28 protein-coding genes and 2 pseudogenes are annotated in these 25,385 nt (G+C 36.5%); 6 read left to right on the top strand and 24 right to left on the bottom strand.

The features are described 5' to 3' along the window. Positions 1-56 precede the first annotated feature (56 nt). The 8 genes and pseudogenes from ACFO3D_RS03555 to ACFO3D_RS03520 form a co-directional block, all read right to left on the bottom strand. Positions 57-467 carry an immunity 70 family protein gene (locus ACFO3D_RS03555; RefSeq protein ID WP_390293232.1) on the bottom strand — a complete coding sequence of 137 codons (411 nt, stop codon included), beginning with the start codon at positions 465-467 and terminating at the stop codon, positions 57-59. Between the two features lie 220 nt (positions 468-687). After that, positions 688-1,161, bottom strand: a complete 474-nt coding sequence (locus tag ACFO3D_RS03550) for a DUF4367 domain-containing protein (protein WP_390293231.1) — start codon at positions 1,159-1,161, stop codon at positions 688-690. Positions 1,162-1,524: 363 nt separating this feature from the next. Further along, positions 1,525-1,815: an SMI1/KNR4 family protein gene (locus ACFO3D_RS03545; RefSeq protein ID WP_390293230.1), complete on the bottom strand. Its 291-nt coding sequence runs from the start codon at positions 1,813-1,815 to the stop codon at positions 1,525-1,527. A gap of 272 nt (positions 1,816-2,087) precedes the next feature. Then, on the bottom strand, positions 2,088-2,618 hold the full coding sequence (locus ACFO3D_RS03540; protein ID WP_390293229.1) for an NUDIX hydrolase: 531 nt from the start codon (positions 2,616-2,618) through the stop codon (positions 2,088-2,090). 211 nt (positions 2,619-2,829) lie between these two features. Next, positions 2,830-3,531 carry a metallophosphoesterase family protein gene (locus tag ACFO3D_RS03535; protein ID WP_390293228.1) on the bottom strand — a complete coding sequence of 234 codons (702 nt, stop codon included), beginning with the start codon at positions 3,529-3,531 and terminating at the stop codon, positions 2,830-2,832. 128 nt (positions 3,532-3,659) lie between these two features. Further along, entirely contained in the window at positions 3,660-4,100 is a 441-nt protein-coding gene (locus tag ACFO3D_RS03530; protein ID WP_390293227.1) for a hypothetical protein, read from the bottom strand. A gap of 143 nt (positions 4,101-4,243) precedes the next feature. Further along, a pseudogene (locus ACFO3D_RS03525) lies at positions 4,244-4,868 on the bottom strand (SMI1/KNR4 family protein). A 116-nt stretch (positions 4,869-4,984) separates the two neighbouring features. Continuing rightward, complete coding sequence (locus ACFO3D_RS03520; protein WP_390293226.1) at positions 4,985-5,404, bottom strand: flavoprotein; 420 nt, start codon at positions 5,402-5,404, stop codon at positions 4,985-4,987. A 369-nt stretch (positions 5,405-5,773) separates the two neighbouring features. On the opposite strand from ACFO3D_RS03520, the gene ACFO3D_RS03515 reads away from it, so the two are divergent. After that, complete coding sequence (locus tag ACFO3D_RS03515) at positions 5,774-6,172, top strand: hypothetical protein (protein ID WP_390293224.1); 399 nt, start codon at positions 5,774-5,776, stop codon at positions 6,170-6,172. 498 nt (positions 6,173-6,670) lie between these two features. On the opposite strand, the gene ACFO3D_RS03510 is transcribed toward ACFO3D_RS03515, so the two are convergent. From ACFO3D_RS03510 to ACFO3D_RS03480, 7 genes and pseudogenes are all read right to left on the bottom strand, one after another. Further along, positions 6,671-7,228 (bottom strand): putative glycolipid-binding domain-containing protein, encoded by a 558-nt coding sequence (locus ACFO3D_RS03510; protein WP_390293222.1) that lies wholly within the window; start codon positions 7,226-7,228, stop codon positions 6,671-6,673. A 208-nt stretch (positions 7,229-7,436) separates the two neighbouring features. Then, positions 7,437-7,997: pseudogene (locus ACFO3D_RS03505) on the bottom strand (GNAT family N-acetyltransferase). 533 nt (positions 7,998-8,530) lie between these two features. Next, complete coding sequence (locus tag ACFO3D_RS03500) at positions 8,531-9,031, bottom strand: DUF1259 domain-containing protein (protein ID WP_390293221.1); 501 nt, start codon at positions 9,029-9,031, stop codon at positions 8,531-8,533. Positions 9,032-9,192: 161 nt separating this feature from the next. Next, entirely contained in the window at positions 9,193-9,378 is a 186-nt protein-coding gene (locus ACFO3D_RS03495) for an IS3 family transposase (protein WP_390293220.1), read from the bottom strand. 243 nt (positions 9,379-9,621) lie between these two features. Then, positions 9,622-10,146, bottom strand: coding sequence for a DinB family protein (locus tag ACFO3D_RS03490; protein ID WP_390293219.1), 525 nt, complete (start codon positions 10,144-10,146; stop codon positions 9,622-9,624). 180 nt (positions 10,147-10,326) lie between these two features. Further along, positions 10,327-11,772 (bottom strand): cardiolipin synthase, encoded by a 1,446-nt coding sequence (cls, locus tag ACFO3D_RS03485; RefSeq protein WP_390293218.1) that lies wholly within the window; start codon positions 11,770-11,772, stop codon positions 10,327-10,329. 42 nt (positions 11,773-11,814) lie between these two features. Next, positions 11,815-12,390 (bottom strand): class I SAM-dependent methyltransferase, encoded by a 576-nt coding sequence (locus ACFO3D_RS03480; protein WP_390293217.1) that lies wholly within the window; start codon positions 12,388-12,390, stop codon positions 11,815-11,817. Between the two features lie 1,054 nt (positions 12,391-13,444). Between ACFO3D_RS03480 and ACFO3D_RS03475 the strand changes: the two genes are divergently transcribed. Then, on the top strand, positions 13,445-13,864 hold the full coding sequence (locus ACFO3D_RS03475) for a MarR family winged helix-turn-helix transcriptional regulator (RefSeq protein ID WP_390293216.1): 420 nt from the start codon (positions 13,445-13,447) through the stop codon (positions 13,862-13,864). Between the two features lie 176 nt (positions 13,865-14,040). Further along, on the top strand, positions 14,041-14,889 hold the full coding sequence (locus ACFO3D_RS03470; RefSeq protein WP_390293215.1) for a dimethylarginine dimethylaminohydrolase family protein: 849 nt from the start codon (positions 14,041-14,043) through the stop codon (positions 14,887-14,889). Positions 14,890-15,042: 153 nt separating this feature from the next. Here ACFO3D_RS03470 and ACFO3D_RS03465 read toward each other — a convergent pair whose 3' ends face one another. From ACFO3D_RS03465 to ACFO3D_RS03455, 3 genes are read right to left on the bottom strand one after another with little or no spacing between them, the layout of a single operon-like run. Next, positions 15,043-16,893: an LTA synthase family protein gene (locus ACFO3D_RS03465; protein WP_390293214.1), complete on the bottom strand. Its 1,851-nt coding sequence runs from the start codon at positions 16,891-16,893 to the stop codon at positions 15,043-15,045. After that, a complete protein-coding gene (locus tag ACFO3D_RS03460) occupies positions 16,893-18,503 on the bottom strand; it encodes an aminotransferase class V-fold PLP-dependent enzyme (protein WP_390293213.1) in 1,611 nt (536 codons plus the stop codon). Before ACFO3D_RS03460 ends, ACFO3D_RS03465 begins: the two co-directional genes overlap by 1 nt. A 1-nt stretch (position 18,504) precedes the next feature. Then, positions 18,505-19,047, bottom strand: a complete 543-nt coding sequence (locus ACFO3D_RS03455) for a glycerol-3-phosphate acyltransferase (RefSeq protein WP_390293212.1) — start codon at positions 19,045-19,047, stop codon at positions 18,505-18,507. A gap of 300 nt (positions 19,048-19,347) precedes the next feature. On the opposite strand from ACFO3D_RS03455, the gene ACFO3D_RS03450 reads away from it, so the two are divergent. Beyond that, positions 19,348-19,638 carry a YrhK family protein gene (locus ACFO3D_RS03450; RefSeq protein ID WP_390293211.1) on the top strand — a complete coding sequence of 97 codons (291 nt, stop codon included), beginning with the start codon at positions 19,348-19,350 and terminating at the stop codon, positions 19,636-19,638. 48 nt (positions 19,639-19,686) lie between these two features. On the opposite strand, the gene ACFO3D_RS03445 is transcribed toward ACFO3D_RS03450, so the two are convergent. Then, positions 19,687-20,322: an FMN-dependent NADH-azoreductase gene (locus ACFO3D_RS03445; protein WP_390293210.1), complete on the bottom strand. Its 636-nt coding sequence runs from the start codon at positions 20,320-20,322 to the stop codon at positions 19,687-19,689. Positions 20,323-20,514: 192 nt separating this feature from the next. Continuing rightward, the gene (locus tag ACFO3D_RS03440) at positions 20,515-20,646 is read right to left on the bottom strand and encodes a hypothetical protein (RefSeq protein WP_390293209.1); all 132 of its coding nucleotides are present in this window, start codon (positions 20,644-20,646) and stop codon (positions 20,515-20,517) included. Positions 20,647-20,811: 165 nt separating this feature from the next. On the opposite strand from ACFO3D_RS03440, the gene ACFO3D_RS03435 reads away from it, so the two are divergent. Further along, positions 20,812-21,042, top strand: a complete 231-nt coding sequence (locus ACFO3D_RS03435) for a hypothetical protein (protein ID WP_390293208.1) — start codon at positions 20,812-20,814, stop codon at positions 21,040-21,042. Between the two features lie 49 nt (positions 21,043-21,091). Here the strand turns inward: ACFO3D_RS03435 and ACFO3D_RS03430 are convergent, their stop codons facing one another. Further along, positions 21,092-21,526, bottom strand: a complete 435-nt coding sequence (locus ACFO3D_RS03430; RefSeq protein WP_390293207.1) for a YndM family protein — start codon at positions 21,524-21,526, stop codon at positions 21,092-21,094. A 20-nt stretch (positions 21,527-21,546) separates the two neighbouring features. Next, the gene (gene sdhB, locus ACFO3D_RS03425; protein ID WP_390293206.1) at positions 21,547-22,290 is read right to left on the bottom strand and encodes a succinate dehydrogenase iron-sulfur subunit; all 744 of its coding nucleotides are present in this window, start codon (positions 22,288-22,290) and stop codon (positions 21,547-21,549) included. A gap of 200 nt (positions 22,291-22,490) precedes the next feature. Between sdhB and ACFO3D_RS03420 the strand changes: the two genes are divergently transcribed. Then, a complete protein-coding gene (locus ACFO3D_RS03420) occupies positions 22,491-22,670 on the top strand; it encodes a hypothetical protein (protein WP_390293205.1) in 180 nt (59 codons plus the stop codon). Positions 22,671-22,708: 38 nt separating this feature from the next. Here the strand turns inward: ACFO3D_RS03420 and cysK are convergent, their stop codons facing one another. Then, positions 22,709-23,626, bottom strand: a complete 918-nt coding sequence (gene cysK / locus ACFO3D_RS03415) for a cysteine synthase A (protein WP_390293204.1) — start codon at positions 23,624-23,626, stop codon at positions 22,709-22,711. A gap of 121 nt (positions 23,627-23,747) precedes the next feature. Beyond that, entirely contained in the window at positions 23,748-25,259 is a 1,512-nt protein-coding gene (locus ACFO3D_RS03410; RefSeq protein ID WP_390293203.1) for an FAD-dependent oxidoreductase, read from the bottom strand. Between the last annotated feature and the right edge of the window lie 126 nt (positions 25,260-25,385).

The following is a 25,385-nucleotide window of genomic DNA, read 5'->3' as shown; positions in this document are numbered from 1 at the left end:
ACCTCCATCCAAAATATTCTTATTCAACTAACCTGTCCCGTTAATTTAATAAGCATTTAACCAATTTCAATGTTCTCTTTTTCATTATAAGAAGTTTGAAAAGCATTATATAATACTTCTATTAAGTCTTCACCATCACTTGTAACGAAATAATTAGCTAAGCTGGTTATGTCGGAACTTATGTTATCTCCCCAAGGAGGCTCTAATGAAGAATCCTCAATGTTCCATACTACTTGTGAGGGCTTGTAATTTTGAAGCCTTCTGTGAGCATCTTTTAATTCTTCTATTAGTTTGGTTGATAAATCCCATTTTAAAGAACCTTGATAAAATTCGTTCATTAAAAAAGGATATTTTGTTCCCCATCCTTCTGGTTCCAAGTGATAAGAAATAGTTGAAAAAAAGGAGTGAAAAAAATCTTCTGAACCAATTTCATAATAAAAATCCCCCACATTTATGCCAACTCCCATAATTACAACCTCCTAAAATCTTGTTGTCATTAAGTGACTCTTGTTGCACATTACTGCCCGCTAGCACAAGATCATCATAAATCAATATTAACATAATATTCCAACCATTTTTCATAAAAATAAAGACCATCAATTTGATAATCTCTTGTTTAACTCTTGCACCCGTTAGTGCAACAAGCATTTATGTGGTGATTAGTTTTCTATTTTTCAGCAACTACGTTTATTCAAAAGACTCTGCCACAGCAATCAATTCTTCTTTGGTAACTTTTTCTTTTGATTGCTTCCCTAGAAAGCTAAACCTGTACTGGATATCATCTTCGCTCCATTTAATGGTTTTCACCTGGTCACTATTGGCATATTTTCCTTGTATATTTCCTATTTCGACTTCTTCGAATTCCAGATTGGAGCTTCCTTTCATCCCTTTAGTAGCCATTAGGCTTAGGTGATTTTCCTTGCTGAAAAAGTCAATAGTCAAGATTCTTTCGTTAACAGGGTCAGTAGATACCCGTGCTGATTCAACTTCAAAAGGTAATTCAGTCGGCAATTTTGGTTGAAATGGTTCATCTTCCAGTTGAGACTTTAAATCGGAATTATCAAAAGCCACTAAGTCTGTGCCTTTCTCTCCATTTGTTTCTTCACCACAGCCAACTAACAGTAATCCAACTGTTATCAACAAATATACTACTTTCTTCACATCGTTACCCCCGTTTGTTTGAAAATTTAATCACTATACATTTATTTTACCATAAAATTACCAATTACCTTTATTTTTTTTTGAACTATCCTGCCCCGTTAGCTCAATATCTCTCTCCTTTCATTTAACATAATATTCCAACTATAAGATTTAGTTTTCAATAAAAAAGACGATCAAGTTTGATGATCGCCTTGTTTAACTCTTGCACCCGTTAACTTAACAAGAATTTTACTTTACTTTTTATTTAAAAGATATTGTAAGAAACCGTTTAATGTATCTGAGCAAGTCGTTACTTCATCTATATCCATACCTATAAATGGTACAGTTGTGGTCAGTAGATGACATTGTTGAATTAAATGATGCTTATGGTGTTAATGATTTTGCTAAAGGATTAGTATTATTTGGTTCTGATGGAGGAGATACAGCATTTGCCTTCGATAACAGAACGAATGAGACAAAAATAGTAAATTCAACAATGTCATCTACTGACCACAAAATAATATAATTTTCTCCTATACTGCCTTCAGCACCATTTGAGTGTGAAATAAATTCTACATATTCATTTGGAAAAGTGACACCAAGTTGACTTTCTACTTGTTTTACCTTCTCTACCTTTACTGGAGGTTTCAATTCTAATCCATAATGATTTGTCATAACGTTTCCCCACTTTTAAAAATGTTATCTTTATAATAGCAATTTACATACTGATTTAATACCTTCCTTATTATGCTAAACTGCCCTTTAGTTAAACAAGGGCGCAATTCCTTATTCAAGGAAAGCACCCGTTTGTTTAAGTGTAATCCTTCACAATTTTTTCTACACCTTAATATAACTCCAATCCCTATTAAGTGTTGTTCCAGAATCAATTACAATACAAAAAGACACCTTCTTATTCAAGAAAAGCGCCCGATTGTTTTATAAATGTTTTACTGACCTTTTCTTTGGTTGTGCGCTCCTATTTTGTTTCTCATATCAAATAATAATGCAATCAACGGTACATGATAAGGAATAAATAAACCTTCTGAAATCATATTGATGATGTCATCCTTCGACGCCCATTTTACCTGTTTAACTTCTTCAGTCGGTAGTGAAAGGTTTGAGATGTTTAAATCAGTTTCAATAAGATAATAATCATCAAATCCATTTTCAAAGTTGACAGTTAAAGAAGGACGTCTATTTTGAAGGTTAAGTGTATAACCAATTTCCTCTTTTACTTCTCTTTCCGCAGCTTGTTGGCTGGTTTCACCCGCTATAGCACTACCTCCTACGGTAATGTCCCACATATTCTTCCAATCTTCCTTATCTGGTTGTCGCTGTTGAATCAGCATTTCTCCGAGTTGATTAAATAGACACACATGCATTACCAAATGATAATCACCCTGTTCAAATGTATCCCCACGGTTCATTTGCTTGCCCGTCAGATTTCTGTCCTTGTCGTAAATATCCCACGTCTCCATACTTCCCGCTCCTTTATGCTATCTTGTCTGCTCCGACTTTGCCGAATGGAGTCATATCTATTTTAGAGTTCGGTTAAGTCCAATAAAATCCTGCTTTAAACAATAATTCTTGGTGAACTAAACTGTCCTTTACTTCAATAAGAAAAAGAGCAATCCCTGCTTCTTAAAGGATTGCACCCGTTTGTTGAATAATATCTAATAAAAATTTATATTAAGGTCCTACATTAGGAGGGTTTAATATATGCACAGCGAAATCTTCTTTATAAGGACATTCTCCTTGAAGAATGCCTTTTGCCGCTTCCTCAAAGTTGTATTTGGTCTCTTTTAGATATGCTTTATTATCAAGTAATAACCAGCAGGCTCCTTTTGCTCGACTTTGTAAGCCTACACTACCAGCATTTACTATTCTTTTGTTACTAATTAATCGGTTGAATTGTATATGTGTATGTCCACAAACTATAATATTTTCCTTAACATCTTGAATCATTTCCATTACTTCTTCCTCAGGTGTATCAAACCTAATTGCTTCTGTGTCACTCCGAGGTGATCCGTGAACAAATAATACTTCTCCTAAACCATCAATATACAAAGTATAATTTTCAGGTAGAGTTTTCAGGAATTCAATTTGATTGTCTGTTAGTTGTTCTGCACACCACTTGTTTAACTCCATTACAAATTCTTGTGATTTTTCTTCTCCATTACTGAAGGCTACTTCTCTATCGGCATTCCCCATTATATAGTTGAATTTATCCTTATATTTCATTAAAGTATCCATAACTTTTCTTGGTTGGGGACCCCAAACTAAATCACCACCAATTATGACTTTTTGTACATTATAATGTTGGATTTCCTTCAGAACAGCTTCCAAGGCATAGTAATTTCCGTGAATATCATATATAGCTGCTACACTCATAAAAATTCCCTCCACTTTTAATTTTCGGGATATTCTTCTTATCCCTATTTAATTAACCTGCGTCAATAGTTAAGCAAAAAATGCCTTTTCCTTATTGAAGTAAAGCACCCGTTTGTTCAATAGGAAATTTACATTTTTTCAATCGAAAATACTAAATGATTAAAGTCTGTAGTAAATCCAATATCGTTACATTTATAAGTTAAAACGTTATGTCCTTCTTCAAGTAACATTCCAGAAGAATATGACTGTGACTCTCTCCCGTTCCCTTTATCCCAAATATTATAGATACTTAAGTACCCGTCACTTGTATAGCATTTACAAATCAGTTCTTGTGGGGAAGTATCTTCCCATAATGATATACTGGGGTACTTTTCATTGCTTAGAGAGGGAATTACAATTCCTTTATCGGTTCGTAGCCAAACTCCTTGCCTATGGGGTGAACCTTTGTTAATAAATTTAACCTCAATTTCTTGTCCGTCGTATATTTTTTGTACATCCCATTTGATTACACTATGGAACCCCTTTTCAGCAAACGCTTGGTTTAATATTCTTCTCGTCCCTATTTCCATTATAGCCTCCATAAGATTTGTAATTAGTATAAGACATCCTTCTTCTTCATCTATCCTGCCCCTTTACTTAAATAAGGCAAAGGAATTGCCATATCGACAAGTCCTCTTCAACTCTTGCACCCGTTACTTGAATATGTATTAAGTTATATATCTAATTCAAGCCAACTTCTAAACCGTTTCGCAGCTTCTCCATCAGCAACTATCCCACTATTAGAACTTGTGGTGAAAGGTAGCCATTGCCAGTCCTCACACCCTACAAAACCTAATCTTGACCAATTTTCAATGACGGTAAAATTATTTGCAATCTTATATCCGTGTCCTTCTCCATCACCGTGACTAAGGTAAACTATAGGAGCATCAGTATTGTCTTTCATATCAAATGCTAAATAATGCTAATTTGTTATGCCACACAACATCGTATTCATCGTCAGGGTTTGGGAATACGTTGTCTATCCAACCTTTTCGATCTTCTTCGAATTGAGGAAGAAGTTCTAAACTCCAGTGAGGAGTAGCGCAAAAAATTTCTCTATATTCATTCGGTTGCTTCATATCATCAGGTAAAAACCAACGTAAGGTGAAATTCCCAGAAAACTCTTGGAGAACCTTCTTAAAACTTTCGGGTAACTTAATCCCAAGCTGTTCTTCTGTTTGAAGTATTTGTTCAAGCGAGGATGGTTCATCTATAACAACTTCCTGAACTTCTCCCCCAATCTCTTTAATCCTAGAAGCAATAGCCTCTATTCTATTTCTTATTAATTTGTAGTCCATCTAATCACCACACCAAATCTTAAATTTAATACATCATTATTATAAGAATCTTTGTTTAACTAAACTACCCCTTTAACGAAATAAGGGCTTTATCCCTTGTTGCAGATAAGCACCCTTTAGTTGAATTGTAACTTCTTTAAATTTGCATTTGGAACTCCGGCTTCTATGTAACTTCTTATCAATTTCCAATCATTATTTTCATTTCTTTTAAATGTCTGAAAGAATAAGCTAACATTCTCTAATTTCTTTCCATCAATTATTAGTGTAGCTGATAAAATTACCATAATTTCATCTTGTCGTAAAGGAATTATCGCCTCTTCATTTAAGTCCCATTTGTTCTCTTCTTGTTTGGCGAAATTAAACCCTTGTTCCCAGCCAGTTATCGCCTCTTCATAACCAAAGTCTACTAATTCGCCATTTGAAATCTCTCTTGCTTTATAATATTTGGAAATAATATCTTTCAATTCTGTTAAAGACGAATTTCTCCAAACATCTAAATAGGAATTAAGAAACTTGCGAAATGAACTATCTTCCATAATAAAAGTCCTCCTAAAATATTGAATTTGTTCAACAAAAACGCTTAGTTAGTTAAAAAACTTAATAATTCGATTTTAACATAATGTTTATATAATTCACAAGAAAGGAAAAACTATCAAATAAATGCTCTTCTTGTTCAACTCTTGCACCCAATAGCTTAAGTACATTCTTTCACAAAGTCATTTAAAAGCGAGCAGTATAGGTCTGCTATGCATCAATTTGATGATCTCTTACTTATACTTAGGAGGCTGGTTAAACAAGCAAATCAGATTATCGTTAAATTAAAATCTAAATTAACCTGATTTATACAGTAACATAACCCAAGCTGAGAGAATACTATACTGGTGTATAGAAAGGAGAGGTATTTAGTGAACAACAACATTCAAATAAATCCTCATGAATTTCAGGAAGGTTACCAACCTGAACAAATTAAAAGACTATGCAAAAAGTATATGAACTACCATGTCATAGGACAACTAAGCGATGGATCACAGTTTGATGGAATTATCGATAGCATGGATGAGGAAGGTGTGACCATGTTAGTTTCAGAAGAAGTTGAGGCAGGACAAATGAATAGAATATTTGACTATGGGTATGATTATAACTATGATTACGATGATTATGATGATTACGGACGACCTCGCAGGAGAAGATTTCGTCGATTCCGCAGACAACGTTTCCCTTTTCGCTTTTTTAGAAGATTATTCCGTTTCCCATATTACTACCCTCCGTATCCCTGGTATGGATACGGTGGAGGATACTATTAATAGCCAACTTAAATAATGATTTAAGGCAGTTTAAATACTGCCTTTTTATCTGGAGTTGTACCACCAAGTATGAAAGCTTTAAAGAATACTATAACATTACATTCATAAAAACAGAGAATATTGAACTCTCTTAAAGTAAAGAACCCTTATATACAGTATCTGCAACAAAACATTGATATAGTGCACCTTTCTCACTGTTTACCTGTATTTTCGAAAAGGCGTTTAGGACGTGACTTGGAGCCTCTATGGGTACGATTTATCTTGAAAGGCTGAAGTAAGGTTTCATCAGGCAATCGATCCTATCATACCACCTCTCCAAGTAAAGTCCTATTGTTGTGTATGTTGAAAACTATAATTACTTACTGAAGATAAGAAGTAAATAAAGTTAAATAAAAGGCTATTTTTGTTTCTTATTTACGATGAATACGGTCAAACATCATACTGTATATAAGCCCCCGTTAATTTAAGTAAAATACATCACATATCGAATACCTAAAACTATACTCTCCTACTAAAAGTATTTGGATAATCAACAACTAAACCATCTGAATCTACACAAATTATTGTCTCATAATCATAACACTGGTAGTTGAAATATCTGAATTCCCCTTCCTTATGAATGTACTGATAAGATTGAGGTACCTTCTTCGTTTCTAAAGATGGCACTGATATGTAAACCATATGGAAATGTTCTACTTGATTAATATTCCAATTAATTCTATTAATAGGTAAAGAGTTGGAAAAAGGGGTAGCCGATATATCTATGTCAAGCGCCCCTTTAAGTCTGTCAATTAAATATCCATCAGTATTAAACCAGTTGCCTTCTCCATCAGAATGCAATTCTAAACTAGAAATGTGATCAACCATAATACTAAGCTTCCTAGTGAGCCAATGTTCATCTAACTCAATGTTATAATTCACATTATGAGCATTAGCCTTCGGTTCATCTACATAAATAACTGTACCTTTAGCAAAGAGTTTTTCAGTTGTTCTCCCTACTTTAAGATACTCGCAACCATATAGTTCTTCGTTATTCCATACTACTTTTAAATCCAAGTAATCTCCCCCAACAATTTCTAAAATAATTTTAAATTGGCAATCCTTATTGAAGTATTCTGCTGCGTTAGTTCAATATATCGATCCTTCAATACTAACATAATATTCCGATAACATTATTTGATTTTTCCCAAAAGAAAAAGGCGATCAACTTTGAGGATCACCTTGATTAATTCTTGCACACGTTAGCTTAATAAGGTTTGTCATATTACTTTTTCCATTCATGTTCCAAAACACTGTATAGTAATGAATCTCGCCAGCCATCTTTAATTAACAAATCTTCTCGAATTATACCTTCCTTGATCATTCCAACCTTCTCCAAAACTTTTGATGAACCTATGTTTCTTGGGTCACAAGTTGCATATATACGATGCAGTTTGAGTTCCTCAAATCCAAAATCAACTAACAAAGTTGCAACTTCTGTTGCTATTCCTTTTCTCCAATTATTTGGATTAACAATGTAGGCGACTTCTCCCACTTTGTTAGCGAAATCCCTTATGTTAAGCTCTCCAGCTCCAATCATAATTTGATTATTTATGATTGCAAAAACAAACCTTGTCCTTGGTTCTTGTGTTGAGTCTTCTATCACTTGATTCACAAAATCCTTCGAATTTGCTTCCGTATTTGGTCACCAAGGTTGATATTGACAAACTATTTCTTGTGATGCATATTTATGTACATCAATCCAATCACTCTTAGTAAATTCCCTTAATAATAACCTTTCACTTGAAAGACTAATCTTATTATGTTCGACTATAATCCCCTCCATATATCCTTTTTCCACTAAACTGCCCGTTCGTTTAAGTACATTCTTTCACAAGGTTACTTTAAAGTATAGACCCCTGTTGCGCAGTATGGGACAGCTAAGAAAAACGACCACCCAAAAAGCGATCGTCCCTAGATGTTTGTTTTATTACCAGTATCCTTGTACTATGCAGCAAAAAACCTTGCTTAATTAAAGGTCTTATTCAACTAAAGCACCCGTTCGTTGAAGAATCACATTATAATTTCTCGATAGAAAAAACTAAATCAGTAAAGTCAGTTTCAAAACCATAATCATTACATTTATAAATTAAAATACAATGGTCCTGTTCTTCAATTAATAACCCCGATGTATAACCTTGTGATTGCCTTCCATTCCCCTTATCCCAAGTATTATAAACACTTAAATTACCGTCTTTACTATAACATTTACAAATTACTTCTTTTAGTTTATGGAGGTATAGAACAATTCATCTATAAAGTTAAAATACTCGGGAAATGAGGGAGAAACCTGAGATCAGAACCGATAAAATAAGACTGTTATAAAACTTGAAAAGCTTTAGCGGTTTTCTTGGCAAACTCTAATGGGGGTTCAACAGATTCCCAATGGATATACATTAATCTTGGGTCGTCAAATAACCAGTGATTGTGTAGTGCTGTTACAATCAAATCTTGTTCACGAAGTGCACTAATAAATGCCTGTGTTTCTTTTTGTAATATAACCGTTTCTCCTAAGTTTAAGGCATTTCCGCTACTATCAAGATTTTCAAAAGAAAACAATGCGGCAATGGCAAGAGGAGACTGAGTTCGTCTATCTAGGATGGTAGGATTTAACTCATCACGCAGTCTAGTTGCCACACAGACTTCATTAACAATCTGGTGGCTATCCGCGTCTAATATATCAGCAAATTCTTCACATAAGCTTTGGTCCTCATCATGATGGTGTGGACTTTTATGTTGCCTCTTTTTCTGTTGCCTCTTTTTCTGTTGTCGACTTTCAAAAAACTCATCAAGGTCTCTATTTCTTATTTTTCTTTGCATAAAAAACTTCCCTTCTATATTATTCAATACTTAGAATATGGAAGTATATATTTTCCGCCTGTGTTATAATCTTATATTTTTTTGAAAAGGGCACTTGTATATAGAATGGGCAAATTAAATATTGATTTAAAAAACCCCCAGTCGCAATGAACTGCCCCCTGTCAAGTAGCCAGCGGAAATAATAAAAATGATTTAAGCGGCTTTAGCTCCATAGGGCTAAGGTCGTTTAGTCGTTTCTGGTACCTATCAAGAATATAGAAATGGATGTATTCATCTATCGCATTAGTTAGTTCTTCAAATGTCCCATACTTATGTAAATAATACTTCTCACATTTTAGGGCCCTCAATAGGATCCCAATGGTCCATTGTCAATACACTTGCCGACTCGCGCCATACTCTGTGTTATTCCAGCAGCGTCTATTATTTGCTTAAACCCATGAGAAGTATATTGGAACCCTCGATCACTATGAAACAGAGTGGAACAAAACAATCAACTAGGAATAAAATTAAAGAGAGACCAATAACTCCAGGTCCCCTTATTCCTGTAAGATTTATTATTGGGAATTTGTTTCTATCCCCGTCACATATAGTCACTTTTTGAATATACCTAAATATTCATTCCAAGGTCCAACGTCCGTTCTATATCTCTCAGCCATTACTCGTATGATTTGTGCAATGTGCGTTAGATCATGAACAACCCAGGTAGAAAGTAACTCTCTTAACTTCACTGCCCCAAATACAGGATGCAAACCCGTATATTCAAGATGTAATTTAGAGTCAACAAGATTCTCGACCTTGGTTATATTTTGCTTTCTAATTGCCTTAAACTCGAGTAATCTTTGATTAATTGACCCTTCAGACTTCTTATCTAAATGAGAAAAACGATCAAATGGTGGAAATGGATTAGTTTCACCTTGCTTTACAATGAATTCTAACCTTGGTATCCAATTACTTTTCTCACCCTCAATTAGATGCTCAATCACTTCAGATATGTTCCAGGTTCCTTCCCCTTCATTGCAGATCAACCACCCACAAGATAAACCAGACAAAAAATACTCCAAGGTTTGTGGAGTACGCTCTAAAATCTCAATTGCTTCTTTCATATTAAAATTCATAAAACCTCTCCTCTCTCCTGCTTAGTCAGTTCAGAATCTATATAATTCATGTTAATCTAATATTCCATATATAGTTTAATATTCTCAACAAAATTCTTTAAAAAAGACCGACATATTCTGTCGATCTTTCTAAAACGCTTTGACTAATTGGTTTGCAAATACTTAACTAGATAGTTCGAACTATAGAATAGGTGAAAATAGACGTATCATTGCTTCTTTAAATTTATCTTTTACTGATCTTTGGTTATACTTTTCAATTGTTAATTCAGAACTCTCTTTACTATCTTCAATAAATAAATTATGAAGTTGTTCAGCGACTTTTTGGTCATAGAAGATTGCATTTACTTCAAAGTTAAGTCCGAAACTACGTACATCAATGTTTGTAGTTCCTACTGAAGCCACCTCCTGATCAACTACAATTGTTTTAGCGTGCAAAAAACCCTTCTCATACAATAATATTTTTGCCCCATACTTTAAAAGTTCACCTGCGTACCCACTATTCGCCCAGTAAACAATTGAATTATAATTACTTTTAGGAATCATAATTCTTATATCGACCCCAGCTAATGAAATAATTTTACAAGCATCCATAAAACTTGTATCTGGGATAAAGTATGGCGTTTGTATATAAACTGTTCGTTCAGCAGACATAATGAGCATTATAAACATATTTTTAATATGCTGTGTTTCCGAGTTAGGTCCACTCGAGATTACCTGGACGGTGCAGTCCCCTTTATGTTCTTTTATTAAAAATGAGTTTTGCAAAGACTTTATTGGGTTCTTTTTAGTGGCTCGATACCAGTCTAAAAGAAACAGATCTTGAAAAGCATGAACGGATTCCCCCATTATCCTGCAATGAGTATCACGCCAGTAACCAAACTTTTTGGAAAGTCCTAAGTAATCATTCCCAACATTAAAGCCGCCAATGTAAGCAACTTTCGAATCAATAATACACAATTTCCTGTGATTTCGATGATTAACATGAAAATTAAATATCTTTAAAAATGAGGGGAAAAAAACCTCTACTTCCCCTCCGTGCAAGATTAGTTCTTTAAAAAAAGTGGTAGACATTCCCCTGGAACCAATTGCATCAAACATGACACGGACCTTTATCCCTTCTTGTGCTTTTTTTGTCAGTTCATCTCGAAGTTTAATTCCCAAAGAATCTGGTTTAATGGTGTAATACTGAATGTTTATTTCCTTTTTAGCTGCACTTATATCTTTAAACAAAGCTTTAAATTTCTCTTGCCCATCTTTTAAAATACCAATATCATTGTTCATTGTTATTAAGGCATCTGCTGATTCTAAGTTCATTAAAAGTAATTTTGAGTACTTTTTAAATAAATGATTATCATAAACATCACTTTTTTGAAGTAGTTTTATTTGTTGATCTGACCTGACAAGATACCTTTTGTCAGTAACAGTTTGTTCAATATTCTTATGTTTTAATTGTTTTCCAAAGAATATGTAAAAAAATAAACCAGCAATCGGTACCAAAAGAATAACGAATAACCAAGCCCAGGTTGCGCCAACCTCTCTTTTTTCAACAAATATTACTATACCTACTGAAATAAGGTTACTTATTATAACAAGAAATATAATAACGCTTATTATCTCTGACTGCATAATACCCCTTCTATCCCTGCCGCTTCCCCAAAATAAATAACTTCAATAAGCCATTAAAAAGAGTTCATTATAAAAAAAGCACTTTTTGAATGATTCAATTGTTTCACAATTAAAACCTTCTCTTTTAAAAAGATCATGGTAACCTTGTTCGTTTTGAATATAAGAACCATTATCGTTATTTTTCATATACCAATTACTAATTCTGTTCCCTTTAAAGTAACAAGGTTCAATCGCTAAGATTATTCCTCCTGGTGCCAATATTTTTCGAAATTGCTCCATGTACTTTTTCATTTTTTCAGAAGGAATATGGTGTAAGACTGCAATTATTAAAATCACGTCAATCGTTCCATTCTCCACAGAAATTTTATCATTTTGGAATACAGAAAAATCATAATCGGGATACAGCTTTTGTGCAAAATTTATTCTTTTTTCATCAGGGTCTATTCCAAAGTATTGTCCGGGTTTACAGAGTGTACAATTTGCACCGGTTCCGGCACCAAAATCAAGAACACTTTTATCATAAAGATCGTAATGCTTTCTAATTCTGTTATGTATATAAATTTGGTTAATCCATTTTGGACGAATTATTTTGTGATATATAGCAGGTGAAAGTTCCAATTGTTAATTCCCCCCCCTTATTTGATACCGTCTTCATAGTTATAGGTCTTCTAACCAATTCAGTTATAAATAAAATATAAATTGACATATTCCAGAATGATGCTTTTAAGATGAACAACTGTTAATCTGCCCCATTATTTTCTTGTTATACTGAGCTTTATTAACCACTATTTGACTATAAAATAGCTCTATTTTTTTAAAATTAAAAAGCCCCGTTTACTTAAACGGGACCTTGAATTTCTTTATAAAAAAACCAAATCATATAAAGTCGGCAATATTCTTCGTTATTTCCCAACGTATTTAAAAGCAGGAACTTTTTCCAAGAAATTCTAACAAAACTGAATAGTTAATACCCAAAATGGAAAATTGTAATCAATTTATGTGCATTCTATTCATGATCATAATTAACGAGGTCATAAACGATACTTTGCGGGGATGGAACTAAGGTATTCTGCAACACGATAACTTAGAAAAGTACGAATGGAAAATAGATTATGTTCGAGGAGTTGAAATAAATATATTGATCTCTAAGGCTCTATCCTATTCTTCTAACTGCTGCTTTGTGATAATCGTTGATTTTATCTAAAACATAATTGTTGTCCGTAGTATTATTATATATTATCTTTGCTAGCCTAGGTAGGTTGTATATAACTTTCCCAGACCCTGTAGGTTGGTGTATCTGAGACTCATTATAGAGGAATGAAGATTTCAGGACTTAAATACGTAAAGTAAACCTACTGCATTGGGGCGTTCCTGGATTGGGCGATAACACTTATCTAATCGTAAGACCTGAAGCTACAACGCACCATCTTTGTAAAAGATATATATGAAGGAAAAGTTTCATAATGTATATTAATCAGTTTAGCGCTGTACCTATAACGAATTCCCTTTATCATGCACTGTCATAAGAATTGACACTTTATCAGTTTAGTCATAAACTTAAATCAGAGTTATTCAGTTTAGTTCTTAACTGAAAGTTAAATACAGAATCCATGAGATAAAAATTGATGTATTTCTTATAGCTCTAAACAACAATGGAGGTGATTAATTCTATATGGATGAAAAGCAAGCAATAAAAATAAGCACTCTCTTATGGGATAGTCTAACCCGTGTATACAAAGATAATTTAAATGGAACAAATGAGTTATTAAAAGAATGGAATCTATCCAACGCTCAAATGGATATCATCGGCCGTTTAGGAGAGGAAATAGTATTATCCCAGCAAGAGTTAGCAGATAAATTGATTGTTACTAAAGGAAATATTACACAGCATATTAAAAAACTTGAGGATTTGAACTTGATTAACCGAAAAAAAGAATGGAAAACAAATTATATCTCTTTGACCGACGACGGAAACAGAGTCTATGAAGAATTAACCCCGCATCTTGAAAGGTATCAGTTAGAGAAGTTCAGCAAACTTACAATGGAGGAAAAGAAGCAGCTTCTTCATATGTTAAGAAAACTTCATAAGTGAGAGGTCTTTTATTTCAATACAAATTCGACGTCAACAAATGATCTTACCGGATGCTTTCTTTGGCCGTGAAGTTCTTAATTTCCTATTTAAACATAAGATGTTGGGAGCCGATCCCTCAGTTTTAAGCTAATTATTTCGGGGAATATGTGGAATAACCAAAAATGGAGGTTATTTACATGAAAGGAATAGCTTTAAGAAGTAAAGTGAATTGTGACTCGGAATATTCCAGTTTGAAAAAAGTCCTAGTTGTAAAACCCTCATTTATGCGAATTACCAAAGTTATAAATGAGACTCAGAAACATTATATGGAAGATAATATCAACATACCACTTGCTCTTGAGCAGCACGGAGAGTTTGTGCGAATGCTAAGATCGCATGGTATTCAAGTTTTACAACTTCCCGAAAAACGCGATTTACACGAACAAGTATTTACGAGGGACATTGGATTTACGATTCATGACCGATTATTTGTCAGTTCGATGAGCGAGCAGGTTCGACGGAGTGAAACAGAAGTTCTTAAAACCTGGCTTGAAGAAAGTTTTATTCCATATGAGGAGGTTTCAGATTCTATTGAAGGCGGTGATGTAGTTATTGATGGTTCAACTATCTGGGTTGGAAATAGTGGACGAACATCTAAACAAGCAATTAAAAACCTTCAACACCAGCTACCATCCTGCGATGTTGTGCCGCTTGCCCTGAAAGAGGATATTTTACATCTAGATTGTGTGTTTAATATTTTGGATAAAGATACAGCGCTTGTATATCCGCCCGCATTTACCCAACAAGGGTTAAGGAAAATTAAATCTAACTTTGAAATTGTTCCTGTGACCAAAAAAGAGCAATTTTACATGGGACCAAATGTGCTTTCCATCGGGCAAAGAAAGGTCATAAGTCTTCGTCAGAATAAGCGTTTAAACAAGTTATTAGAGGAAAAAGGATTCCACATCATCCCTGTTGATTTTTCTGAGATAATTAAATCTGGTGGATCTTTTAGATGTTGTAGCCTACCTCTTGTAAGAGAATAACGAAAGTAAAGAACTCCCTAAATTATTTTAGGGGTTCAACTTGGATAGTAATGAATATTAATCCACTTCACCGTATATACATAAAACGTTTCCCCATTATAATTATCTCCTCAATTTATATAACTTTCTCTTTCAAAAAAACAACCCCGAACTCTATGAATTCGGGGAGTTTATAAATCTTAATAGATCACCAAGAATGATTTCGTCATTTAACTCGAGCTCTTGTTGTAACGTCTCCTGATACTTCAGGCAATGGTCTCTACTGACTTGCTTTGCTGATTTCATGCTGTAACATAGGTTATCCATATATCCGTACTTACCTGTTACCATATCACCGTCCCGAAAAATCACCGGGTGGTTGTCTCTGATAAACAAGTTACGGCTGAACGACATTTTATCCTCAGTTGGAATGCCTAGTAAATGAAGGACAGTCGACCTAATACCAACCTGACCACCCACTGTGCTGATTTTCTTTCCTTTCTGACCTGGGATGTGAATTATTAAAGGAACCTGCTGCAGTTTCATATGATTGACCGGTGTTTTCTTTTGGCCAAGCAATTCATGGACACCTTCCTCATATTTTTGAGAAATCCCATAATGATCACCATAAATAACAAAAATAGTGTCCTTATACATGTGCTGTTCTTTCAGTTGCTCAAAAAGCTCTTTGATTGCCTCATCCTGATAGCGAACTGTTGTTACGTACCGATTTACTACTCCCACTTCTGTGTTTGCCGGCTCAATTAGCTGGTCTTCCTCTTCTAAAAGAAAAGGAAAATGATTGGTTAGTGTAATGAATTTAGCAAAATAAGGTTCATTCAGTTGTTTATGCTTATCAATCGATTGCATAAAGAACGGGATATCCTTTATTCCGTAGTTAACCGAGTTTTCCTGATTCACCTCATAATCTCTTTTCGAAAAAAAGTAATCATACCCGAGTGTATTATACATCGCTTCCCGGTTCCAGAATTCCCTGTCATTTCCATGTAGGGATGCAGTTGTATAGCCGCCTGATGACTTAAGGATTTCCGGTAGTGCATTAAACGAATTTTCCGGCCGGCGTACAAAGACAGACCCACTTGGTAATGGATATAGCCCTGTATCAACCAGGAATTCGGAGTCAGAAGTTTTACCCTGTGCAGTCTGGTCATATATATTGGAAAAATAATAACTCTTTTCTATTAAGTCGTTAAGGAAAGGCGTAATTTCTTCTCCATTGACCGTCTGATTGATGACAAAATTCTGGGTCGATTCCATGCTGATCAGAATTACGTTTCTTCCTTTTGCTTCTCCATAGTGTTTCCCCTTACCCGCTTGTTTGTTTGCTAAGTAATGATCTATTTTTTCAATATCGGATGAATCTGTAAAGGCTTCCGATATCGGTGCCTTCACCCCATATACTGAATTTACAATCTGATAATTATAGATGCCAAGAAGGCTGACAAGTTGTTCACGGTCATACTGGGTTTTAAGAAGGGTAGGCTGTTGTATGATCCCAAGACTAAATGTTACCAACAGTAAAACTCCTCCGCTATAGCAATATTTTTTTAATGGAGGTCTGGAAATGGTGTCACCCCTCTTTCTCTTACGGATGATAAACCGTCCCAATACAAATATATCAGCTATCAATAATATATCCCATGGCGTAAACAGTTCTGCTGTACTTGGACCAATGCCTCCCACGTTGCTTAACTGGAGTAAGACGGAGACTGTTACAAAGTCTATATAGAATCGGTAATATAAAATATTGGCGTACAACAATCCTGTAACCAACACAATTATGGATAACAGTAAAACAGGCTTCACTCTCTTGCTGAAGAAAAAGCTCAGTCCAATCCCCAGCATAAGAATACCAGCAGGAGCGAGTATAACAGATACAACGTCCAACCAGTTTAATATAGTCAAATCAAAACAGATAAACGTAGCGATGACCGTTTTCAGCCATAGAAAAAGGAAAACGGATAGTATTAAATTATTGGAAATAAATTCTTTAAACATGCGCATCAGTTTACGACCGTTCCTTTAGTCATTATATTAAATTGCTGTGTAATTATATTGACCGCACGCTTAGCAGCTGCTTCTTTCTGTATTCCCATTAATGCAATTTGAACCCAGTTTCTCTCCAAAAGATAGCCGCTTTCGTAACTGACGTGAATTCCTTGATCCTTTAGGATATCACCAAAATCCCGTGAAGAAATGGTGGAAGGTATCTCAATAGTAATGACGCCTGGAGAACAGGTCTCATAATCACCAAGAACAGCCATTTCATTAGATGCCAATGTTTCCCTAATCCATCTGATTAACGCACTGTCGGTATTTACAGGATTCTTGAGCGCTGCTTCAAGTGCAAGCAAACTGTTTGATGAATGAGTAAACGGCACACTGCCCGCCTGTTGGTAGGTGCCTATATCAAGATACGTCGGCAACGTATGATCCGGTTTTAATTCTTTCTCATGAAAAAGAATCGCAAGACCCGGATAGGATGCAATCCCTTTACCACTAACCGTGCTTGCAAGGTAAACACCAGAAAGATCTACTGGAAAAACACCTATACTGCTGCACGCATCCAGACATAGCTTAATGTTATGCTGTCCCGCGATATGCTTTATTTCTTCCAATGGAAAAATATAGCCCGTAGACGTTTCACAGTGAACGTGCCAAATCCAAGTAATACCAGGATGCTCATTCAGAAATTCATTTACTTCCAAACCGGTGATTGGTGTGTTCCAGTCTTTGCTGATCTTATAGAATGATAGATTCCATCTGAACGACTGTTTGACCAATCGCTCGCCAAATTCCCCGTTTACAAGGATAAGTCCCTTTCCTGGTAAACGGGATAATTGAGCGGCTATCATTTCATTGGCCATCGTGCCAGTACCCACTACAATTTCGGCAAAGTTTGCATTCGTTCTTTGAGATAGCTTGTACTGTACATTTTTCATTGTGTTGATGAAAGAAATATCGCGATGTGAGAGTGGTGCAGAATTCCAAGCTTTTTCCACATGGTTGTTAACAGGAACTGGTCCTGGAAGAAACGTATGGGTGAATTTCTTCTCTTCCCTTTCAATCAGTCGCTTAAAAAGTTTTGAGGATCTCTCAAAATTTTGCTTTGTCAAATACATTGGCTGGTATTGTGCATCTTCGTCCCCTACTAGTGGGCCAAAAGGTTTAAAACCAATATGCCGGTATAATTTCAATTGTCGAGTAGTACCTGAAATTAAAGCTAATGTGTATCCTTTCTCAAGGCAGAATGAAACCAGCCGTTCACATAAACCGTAAAAGACTTTACTCCCGCGGAAAGGCTCTTTTATTGATAACAGGCGAATCTCACAAGGTATACTGCCGAATGGCAGGTATGAATCAAGGCTTTCCAGTTTTTGATCCAATGAAAAAGGCCTGTTTCCGCGTACCGCAATCATACCTATTACTTCTTTATCATGTTTGGCAATAATATATGTATTTTCATCATGGAACCTGTCAATTAACACACGGTTTTGATTGGTTTCATGCTGTGGGATTTCTTCCACAAATGTTTCATAATTCAGCTGATAAATCTGATTCATTTCATCTGGTTGATTAGCAATACTATATGTAATCGTTCCTGTGTTGTTCATGTTACTTCCCCCTTATGTGTGCAATCAGAACAACCAGCAGCATGAGGAAAAATGTTGCCGTAAACTGATAATTTTCCATAAACAATAAAGTAAAAGGTACAGAAATGAGTGCGATTAATCCTGCTACCGTAAAGTTTCTTTTAATCAGTAATCCAGTTCCCAGGGACAGTCCACAGATGATCAAAGTCATCGGTGCTAACATCAAAGCTGCTGCAAGATATACAACTACCCCTTTTCCACCACGAAACTGTAGTTGAATAGGCCAAATATGCCCTGCTAAGATTGCAATCGTTGTTAATGATAACCAAAATATATTTATATCAAGTAAGTATTGGCATACTCCAAGCGGGATTATTGTCTTTAGCGCATCGATTAATACTGTTAGAAAAAATGCCGTACGTCCATATATCCGTCCCGCATTCCTCGCCCCTGCATTGGAGCTCCCATGGTCCCTTATATCACCACCACTCATAACCTTTCCTGTATAATACGCTCCATTTATACATCCAAATAAATAGCCCAATAAGGGCAAAGCAGCTTCCAAAAGACCATCACCTTACAGTTTTTCGACTGTTTTTATTCTAACAATATCACCAGAAAATAGCTATAACCTTAAAGGCTACTGTATCAAAGTGTTACGGTCTTTTACTTTTCAGTGACGATTTTCGGATTGAGGTTTTTTACGGGAAGAATCGGGAATTTCGGGGATATAAGCTGATATAACTCATTAAACCACTTGTATGGAAGGATATTAAAGATTTATATCTTATATCGGCTTATTTGGTAAAATCCGGCTAGAATTGTCAGGAAAAATTTCGTAAAAGGAAAGTCGAGGTGCAACGATATGCCGAGGGTGAAGGATAAGGGAAATTGTGTTGAATTCAGCATGGGATCGCGCAAAATCACGTTCAAGAAACAGTGCAAACTAACAAAAACGATTAATGATTTGCTGATTGGAGTCTTCTTTGTAGCTGGAAGTCTGCTTAACTTTTTTGAATATGCTGCGGTGCTCGGAAATACACTTTACTTCTCGGGTAGTCTAATCCTGGTATGCCGGTCGATTTATAATATCAAAATAAACACAACTGTTGAACAAGATACTAACCCTACAGACTTACATCAATCTTACTACTAGATAAATCTAAAAACCTGAGAAGATGTTTCATCCTCTCAGGTTTTTTTCTTAAAAGGTATGTGCAAGATCTTTCGCTCGCTTGATTCCATCTTCTTTGATTTCTTCTGCCTTATTTGGCATTGCTGCATGTCCCTCTATGAATAAGCCCTCAAAAGAAGGAACGCCGAAGAAACTCATTACTGCAGTCAGATACCGATGACCCATTTCCATTCCAGCTGCAGGGCCCTCTGAATAAATTCCTCCTCTTGCTTGAATGTGGAGGGCCTTCTTATCAGTAAGTAACCCGACAGGTCCCTGTTCCGTGTATTTAAAAGCCTTTCCAGCCACAGCAACTGAATCAATGTATGCTTTCATAACAGGTGGAAAAGAAAAGTTCCATAACGGTGTAACAAAAACGTATTTATCGGCATTGATAAACTGTTCACTCAATTCCGAAAGTCGTCCTACTTTTTCCTGTTCCAGATCACTCAGTTCTTCAAAACCTTTTCCGGTCTGGAGTTTTCCCCAACCCTGGAAAACATCTGCATCGATCTGGGGAATTATCTCTTTATATAAGTCCAGATGAATAATTTGATCATCTGTATTTACTTCTGTATATGTGTTAATAAAAGCTTGCCCGGCAGCCATACTGTAGGACTGCGTTTCGTCATGCGGGTGTGCTGTGATGAATAGAACTTTTGCCATTTTGACATTCACCTTTCCGACTCTAATATAGTGGTTATTGTGGATTTAAAACCCATTTTACATACCTATGTAATAATATCCTGAAATCAGAATATCGGGCCACGCTATATAATAAAGTACCCTACAGGAAACTGTCAAAGAAAAAGTTCAAAAATAAAAGGATTTGTTTGTAGAACAAATCCTCTGTTAATACTATCTTATTTCATACGGATTTCCGCCTATGTTCTTTCTCATTTCATCTGTAATCTCTATTGGCTTTTCTTTATCCCCATTTCCGCTATTTGTCTGGCCGCTACCGTCGTAATGGATGGGTTTTTGCTCCATTAAGTCACCCCCTGTTAATATTATATATGAAAACGCATTCATTTATCGAATGTTTTTTTCTTCTTTCACTCTAAAGTCAGGTATATAAAATATTGTATTTTTGGTATGAATTACGTCAACTAAACCATAATAAGCACTGAATTCACTTATAAAGGAGAGGTTTAAATGGCCCAACAACAGGCGCAGCAAACACTTAATCAAATTTCCCAGATTGTTCAGCAACTGGCGCAACAGGAGGAGCAAAATGCTCAGCAGCTTCAGCAAAGCCAGCAGCAGGCTGGTACTCAAATGGCTGGTCAGCAGCAACAGCTTGCACAGCGTGAACAAACTGCAGCACAGCAATTGCAGCAGGTTCAACAGCTTTTGCAACAGTGTCAGCAGCAACTGAATCAGTAAAATAATTCACCTCTTCCCGGAATTAGCGGGAAGAGGTTTTTTTTAGAGGTTATTCTTTTGATTTATTTTTATCAATATCAGGCTCTATTTCTTCAGCTGTTTCTGTCTGGAGTTTCCCGGAAGCGGGCAATTCCTCTGCTTTCTCTTCATGGTTAATTATAAAGCTGTGCAATAATGGTTCGCAAAGTGTTATAAAAAATGCCGCAAACAACGATGCTGGAAGAATTGGCAGATCACGTTCGATAAACAGCATTCCAAGAAGCCATATCGACAAAAATGCAAGTGGAAAGTCTCCGATTGTCGCAATCAGATTTCCATACCGTTTAAGGACAAACAGATCACCAACAAAATATGCGATCCCAGTAACCAGCAGGCTAACCCAAAAAAGATTAGTCAAAGTCGCATTATAAAAGATTCCAAGTATGGAAAAAACAGCGACAGAAATAACAACGAATTTTATTCCCAGTGCTGCTAAATGTCTCATAAGTTTCCTCCTTAAGTATATTAAGACCCAAAAAAGTTTCGGAAAGACTGTAAAGTTGCTGACCGGTTTACAGCCGCAATTGATGTTGTCAACGGCAGTCCTTTCGGGCATACCTGAACACAGTTCTGTGAATTACCGCACCCTTGAAGTCCTCCTTCATCCATGAATGATTCTATCCGCTCCTCCCGGTTCATCTCACCGGTCGGATGGGCATTTTTCAGGCGCACCTGGGAAAAAACGAACGGACCACGAAATTCATTTTTCTCGTTAACATTTGGACACGCTTCAAGACATACACCACATGTAAAGCATTTGGATAACTCATATGCCCATTGCCGCTCCTTTTCCGCCATCCTTGGACCCGGACCGATATCGTATGTACCGTCAATCGGAATCCAGGCTTTGACCTTCTTCAATGAATCAAACATGCTGTCACGATCAATGATCAAATCCCGCAAAACGGGAAAAGTGCGCATCGGTTTTAATCGGATTGGCTGTTCAATTTTATCGACCAGAGTGGAACAGGCCTGCCGTGGGACGTCATTAATCAGCATTGAACAAACGCCACATACTTCTTCCAGACAGCTCATTTCCCACTGAACTGGGTTGGTTTTCTCGTTATTTTTATTGACAGGATTTTGTCTGATATGCATTAAAGCAGAAATTATATTCATATTGGGGCGGTAAGGGATTTCAAATTCCTCCTCATATGAACTGGAATCTGGTGAATCCTGCCGCTCAATTATCAGATGAATGGTTTCCATAAGAATTCTCCTATTTTCAATTATGATATCTTCTTTGTATTCTTTCCTAAAACCTGGCTTTTTATTAGAAAACCTGGCATTTCGTTACCACTTTAATTCGTCAAATCAGAAAAACAAATACCTCTGTCTGACATAGTATGGAATTATGCAGAAGTTTTATTTATAAAGTTAGTTGGTCTTGGACAAAGTCGGAAGATAATATGCTTTTAGTATGGAAGGAGCGTGAACAGTTGAAAGTTCCTGACTGGCATATTCTGCTGTTTGTGGGTACATCACTAGTACACGATTATTGGATTTTCTGGGGTCTTCCACGTGTGTATTATTGGGAGGCAAAGAAGCAGTTTCAACTCCAAGAAGAAGATGAGGAAAATATAGCATAAAGAAAGGGCAGCGGATATGTTCCACTGCCCTGTATTTGTTAATCAAATAGATTCATGCTTAAGTACCGTTCGCCGGTATCAGGTGCCATACAAAGAACTTTTTTACCTTTACCTAAACGCTTTGCCACCTTAATGGCAGCAAACACTGCAGCAGCACCTGACAGACCGATGAACACACCTTCTTTCTGAGGAAGGGTTTTGAACATGCTGACAGCATCTTCATCATCAATCTGCATGATTTCATCGTATATTTCTGTATTGAGGATATCCGGAACAAAGCCTGGACTTGTTCCGACAAGTTTATGCTTGCCGGGTTTACCTCCAGAGAGTACGGGTGAGCCTTTTGGTTCCGCGACCGTGATATGGAGATCCGGGAGTTTTTCTTTCAGGATTTCGCCCGTTCCAGTTATTGTCCCACCAGTACCTGCAGTAGCTACGAATGCATCAAGCTCTCCGTTCATTTGTTTCATAATTTCAAGTGCAGTCGTTTTCCGATGGATATCAGGGTTAGCGGCATTTTCGAATTGCTGGGGTATAAAACTTCCGGGTATTTCCTTTTGAAGCTCTTTTGCCTTCTTTATCGCTCCTGGCATTTTGTCTTCACTCGGTGTTAGGACAACTTTTGCGCCAAATGCACGGAGAATATTTCTTCGCTCCTGTGTACTATTGTCCGGCATGACCATAATTGCCTTATAACCTCGCGCGGCAGCATTCATCGCAAGGCCAATTCCAGTGTTACCGCTTGTCGGTTCGATAATTGTGTCTCCAGTCTTGATGATGCCCTGGTCTTCCGCTGCTTTTATCATATTATAAGCAGCCCGGTCTTTTACGCTCTTGCTTGGATTTAAAGATTCTAGCTTTATATAAAGATCTGCTGCATCATCGGGTACTATATTATTTAAACGAACTACCGGTGTTTCTCCTATCAGTTCAGATATATTGTTTACTACTTTCATTTTTAGCATCCTTTCTATCCAGACAGCTTTATCTAATCTTCCCTGATAAAATAGTATCATGAGTGATGGATATTTTCACAGAAAAAAGCTGACTGTAAGAACAGCCAGCTATACGTTGTAATTATTTATCTGTTTTTTCCAGCGGTTCCAGTGCAGGGCCTTCAATTACTTCGCCTGTTCCTTTAAACCTTGATCCGTGACAAGGACAGTCCCATGTACAGTCACCGTCGTTCCACTCAACATCACAACCCATGTGTGTACAGCTGAGATTCATTAAATGCACTTTCCCGTTTTCGTCACGAAACGCTCCGACTTCTTTGCCGTTCACTTCAACTACGGCTCCCTGATTCCGATTGAGATCTTCGGGTTTTTCAACGGTACTTGCATCGGAATGATCATCGTCTTCGCCCTGTTCAGGCTCAACATCGTTCATTTCCTGAATATCACGCCGCGGTGAGAACAATTCTTCATACGGGTTATCGTTTTCAAGAATTAAATCTTTTAATAGAGCTGCGCCGATTGCAGCACTGGCCAGTCCCCATTTACCAAATCCGGTAACAGCATAGACATTAGGCTCATTAGAATTTACAGGGCCGATGAATGGTACCCTGTCGGATGAAATCAGATCATGCGATGACCAACGGTACATTATCTCTGTAGCATCAAACTGCTCTTCGGCGAACTTTTGAAGTTCCTCGTACCGCTCATCACTCGATTTTCCATCACCAGTTGAATGGCTTTCTCCACCAACCAGCACGTAACTTTTACTGTTATCTTTTATACGGCGCAAGGTCCTTTTTGGAGCGTCAGCACTGATATACATACCATCAGGGAATTCTTTATTCGTATTAACCGCTAGCGCATAAGAACTTTCTGGCTGCAGGTTACCGGCAAAAAATTCATCCGGGTCGTAGACAGGGAAGTGTGTCGCAAAGATTACCTGCTGACATGTTACCGTTTTATCATTTTCAGTGGTAACTTTTACGTTTTTCTTGCCTTCCACATCCATGACTCTGGTATTCTCATACATTTTCCCGTCAAGTTTCTCGATTTCCTTCAGTAAGGCATTTAAGTACTTTACAGGGTTAAATTGTGCCTGATAGCGCATCATTATTGCTGCCTCAATATCCATATCAAGTGGTAAATTTTCAAGAAACTCTCCCTCTATTCCTAGTTTTTCATAGGCCTCGGCCTCTTTATGAAACTTACTTCGGTCTTCTTCTTCCTTCGTATAAACAAACGCATCCTCTTCTTCTAAATCACAATCAATATTTAGTTCTTCTGTCAGCTTTTTTATGAGGGCGATCCCTTCCATATTTGCCTGATAATATAATTCAGCTTGCTCTTGTCCATATCGGTTAATCAGTTCATCGTAAATAAGATTATGTTGCGCAGTCAATTTAGCAGTGGTAAATCCGGTGGTCCCACTCATTAATTCACGTGCTTCAAGCAGCGCTACCTTTTTACCTTCCTTGGCTAACAGATAGGCAGCGGTTATTCCAGCTATCCCACCTCCTGCCACGGCCACATCCACTTTAATATCTTTATCCAACTTCGCATATGAAAAAGATTCTGCAGTTCCTCTCCAGAATGACTCTATTTGTTTTGGTAACGTACTGTTTTGATTCGCCATTATACCAACCTCCTGATGAATTATAGTATTCTTTTTCCTTTTTGATAGTCTGATAAACAAATTCGTTACCAAAATCCTGTGTTTATCAAACAATCATTGGGTATATGACTATGGAGGTGATTCAAT

Source organism: Virgibacillus kekensis, from assembly GCF_042654125.1.
In the GTDB taxonomy this organism is placed as follows: Bacteria; Bacillota; Bacilli; order Bacillales; family Amphibacillaceae; genus Lentibacillus; species Lentibacillus kekensis.
This window is presented reverse-complemented; position numbering and strand designations above follow the sequence as displayed.

Excerpts from the sequence above, each read along its gene's own strand:
- ACFO3D_RS03555 (WP_390293232.1), bottom strand. The coding sequence starts at position 467 with ATGGGAGTTGGCATAAATGTGGGGGATTTTTATTATGAAATTGGTTCA.
- ACFO3D_RS03545 (WP_390293230.1), bottom strand. The coding sequence starts at position 1,815 with ATGACAAATCATTATGGATTAGAATTGAAACCTCCAGTAAAGGTAGAG.
- ACFO3D_RS03540 (WP_390293229.1), bottom strand. The coding sequence starts at position 2,618 with ATGGAGACGTGGGATATTTACGACAAGGACAGAAATCTGACGGGCAAG.
- ACFO3D_RS03535 (WP_390293228.1), bottom strand. The coding sequence starts at position 3,531 with ATGAGTGTAGCAGCTATATATGATATTCACGGAAATTACTATGCCTTG.
- ACFO3D_RS03530 (WP_390293227.1), bottom strand. The coding sequence starts at position 4,100 with ATGGAAATAGGGACGAGAAGAATATTAAACCAAGCGTTTGCTGAAAAG.
- ACFO3D_RS03520 (WP_390293226.1), bottom strand. The coding sequence starts at position 5,404 with ATGGAAGATAGTTCATTTCGCAAGTTTCTTAATTCCTATTTAGATGTT.
- ACFO3D_RS03500 (WP_390293221.1), bottom strand. The coding sequence starts at position 9,031 with ATGCAAAGAAAAATAAGAAATAGAGACCTTGATGAGTTTTTTGAAAGT.
- ACFO3D_RS03490 (WP_390293219.1), bottom strand. The coding sequence starts at position 10,146 with ATGAATTTTAATATGAAAGAAGCAATTGAGATTTTAGAGCGTACTCCA.
- cls (WP_390293218.1), bottom strand. The coding sequence starts at position 11,772 with ATGCAGTCAGAGATAATAAGCGTTATTATATTTCTTGTTATAATAAGT.
- ACFO3D_RS03475 (WP_390293216.1), top strand. The coding sequence starts at position 13,445 with ATGGATGAAAAGCAAGCAATAAAAATAAGCACTCTCTTATGGGATAGT.
- ACFO3D_RS03470 (WP_390293215.1), top strand. The coding sequence starts at position 14,041 with ATGAAAGGAATAGCTTTAAGAAGTAAAGTGAATTGTGACTCGGAATAT.
- ACFO3D_RS03465 (WP_390293214.1), bottom strand. The coding sequence starts at position 16,893 with ATGCGCATGTTTAAAGAATTTATTTCCAATAATTTAATACTATCCGTT.
- ACFO3D_RS03460 (WP_390293213.1), bottom strand. The coding sequence starts at position 18,503 with ATGAACAACACAGGAACGATTACATATAGTATTGCTAATCAACCAGAT.
- ACFO3D_RS03450 (WP_390293211.1), top strand. The coding sequence starts at position 19,348 with ATGCCGAGGGTGAAGGATAAGGGAAATTGTGTTGAATTCAGCATGGGA.
- ACFO3D_RS03445 (WP_390293210.1), bottom strand. The coding sequence starts at position 20,322 with ATGGCAAAAGTTCTATTCATCACAGCACACCCGCATGACGAAACGCAG.
- ACFO3D_RS03440 (WP_390293209.1), bottom strand. The coding sequence starts at position 20,646 with ATGGAGCAAAAACCCATCCATTACGACGGTAGCGGCCAGACAAATAGC.
- ACFO3D_RS03435 (WP_390293208.1), top strand. The coding sequence starts at position 20,812 with ATGGCCCAACAACAGGCGCAGCAAACACTTAATCAAATTTCCCAGATT.
- ACFO3D_RS03430 (WP_390293207.1), bottom strand. The coding sequence starts at position 21,526 with ATGAGACATTTAGCAGCACTGGGAATAAAATTCGTTGTTATTTCTGTC.
- sdhB (WP_390293206.1), bottom strand. The coding sequence starts at position 22,290 with ATGGAAACCATTCATCTGATAATTGAGCGGCAGGATTCACCAGATTCC.
- ACFO3D_RS03420 (WP_390293205.1), top strand. The coding sequence starts at position 22,491 with ATGCTTTTAGTATGGAAGGAGCGTGAACAGTTGAAAGTTCCTGACTGG.
- cysK (WP_390293204.1), bottom strand. The coding sequence starts at position 23,626 with ATGAAAGTAGTAAACAATATATCTGAACTGATAGGAGAAACACCGGTA.
- ACFO3D_RS03410 (WP_390293203.1), bottom strand. The coding sequence starts at position 25,259 with ATGGCGAATCAAAACAGTACGTTACCAAAACAAATAGAGTCATTCTGG.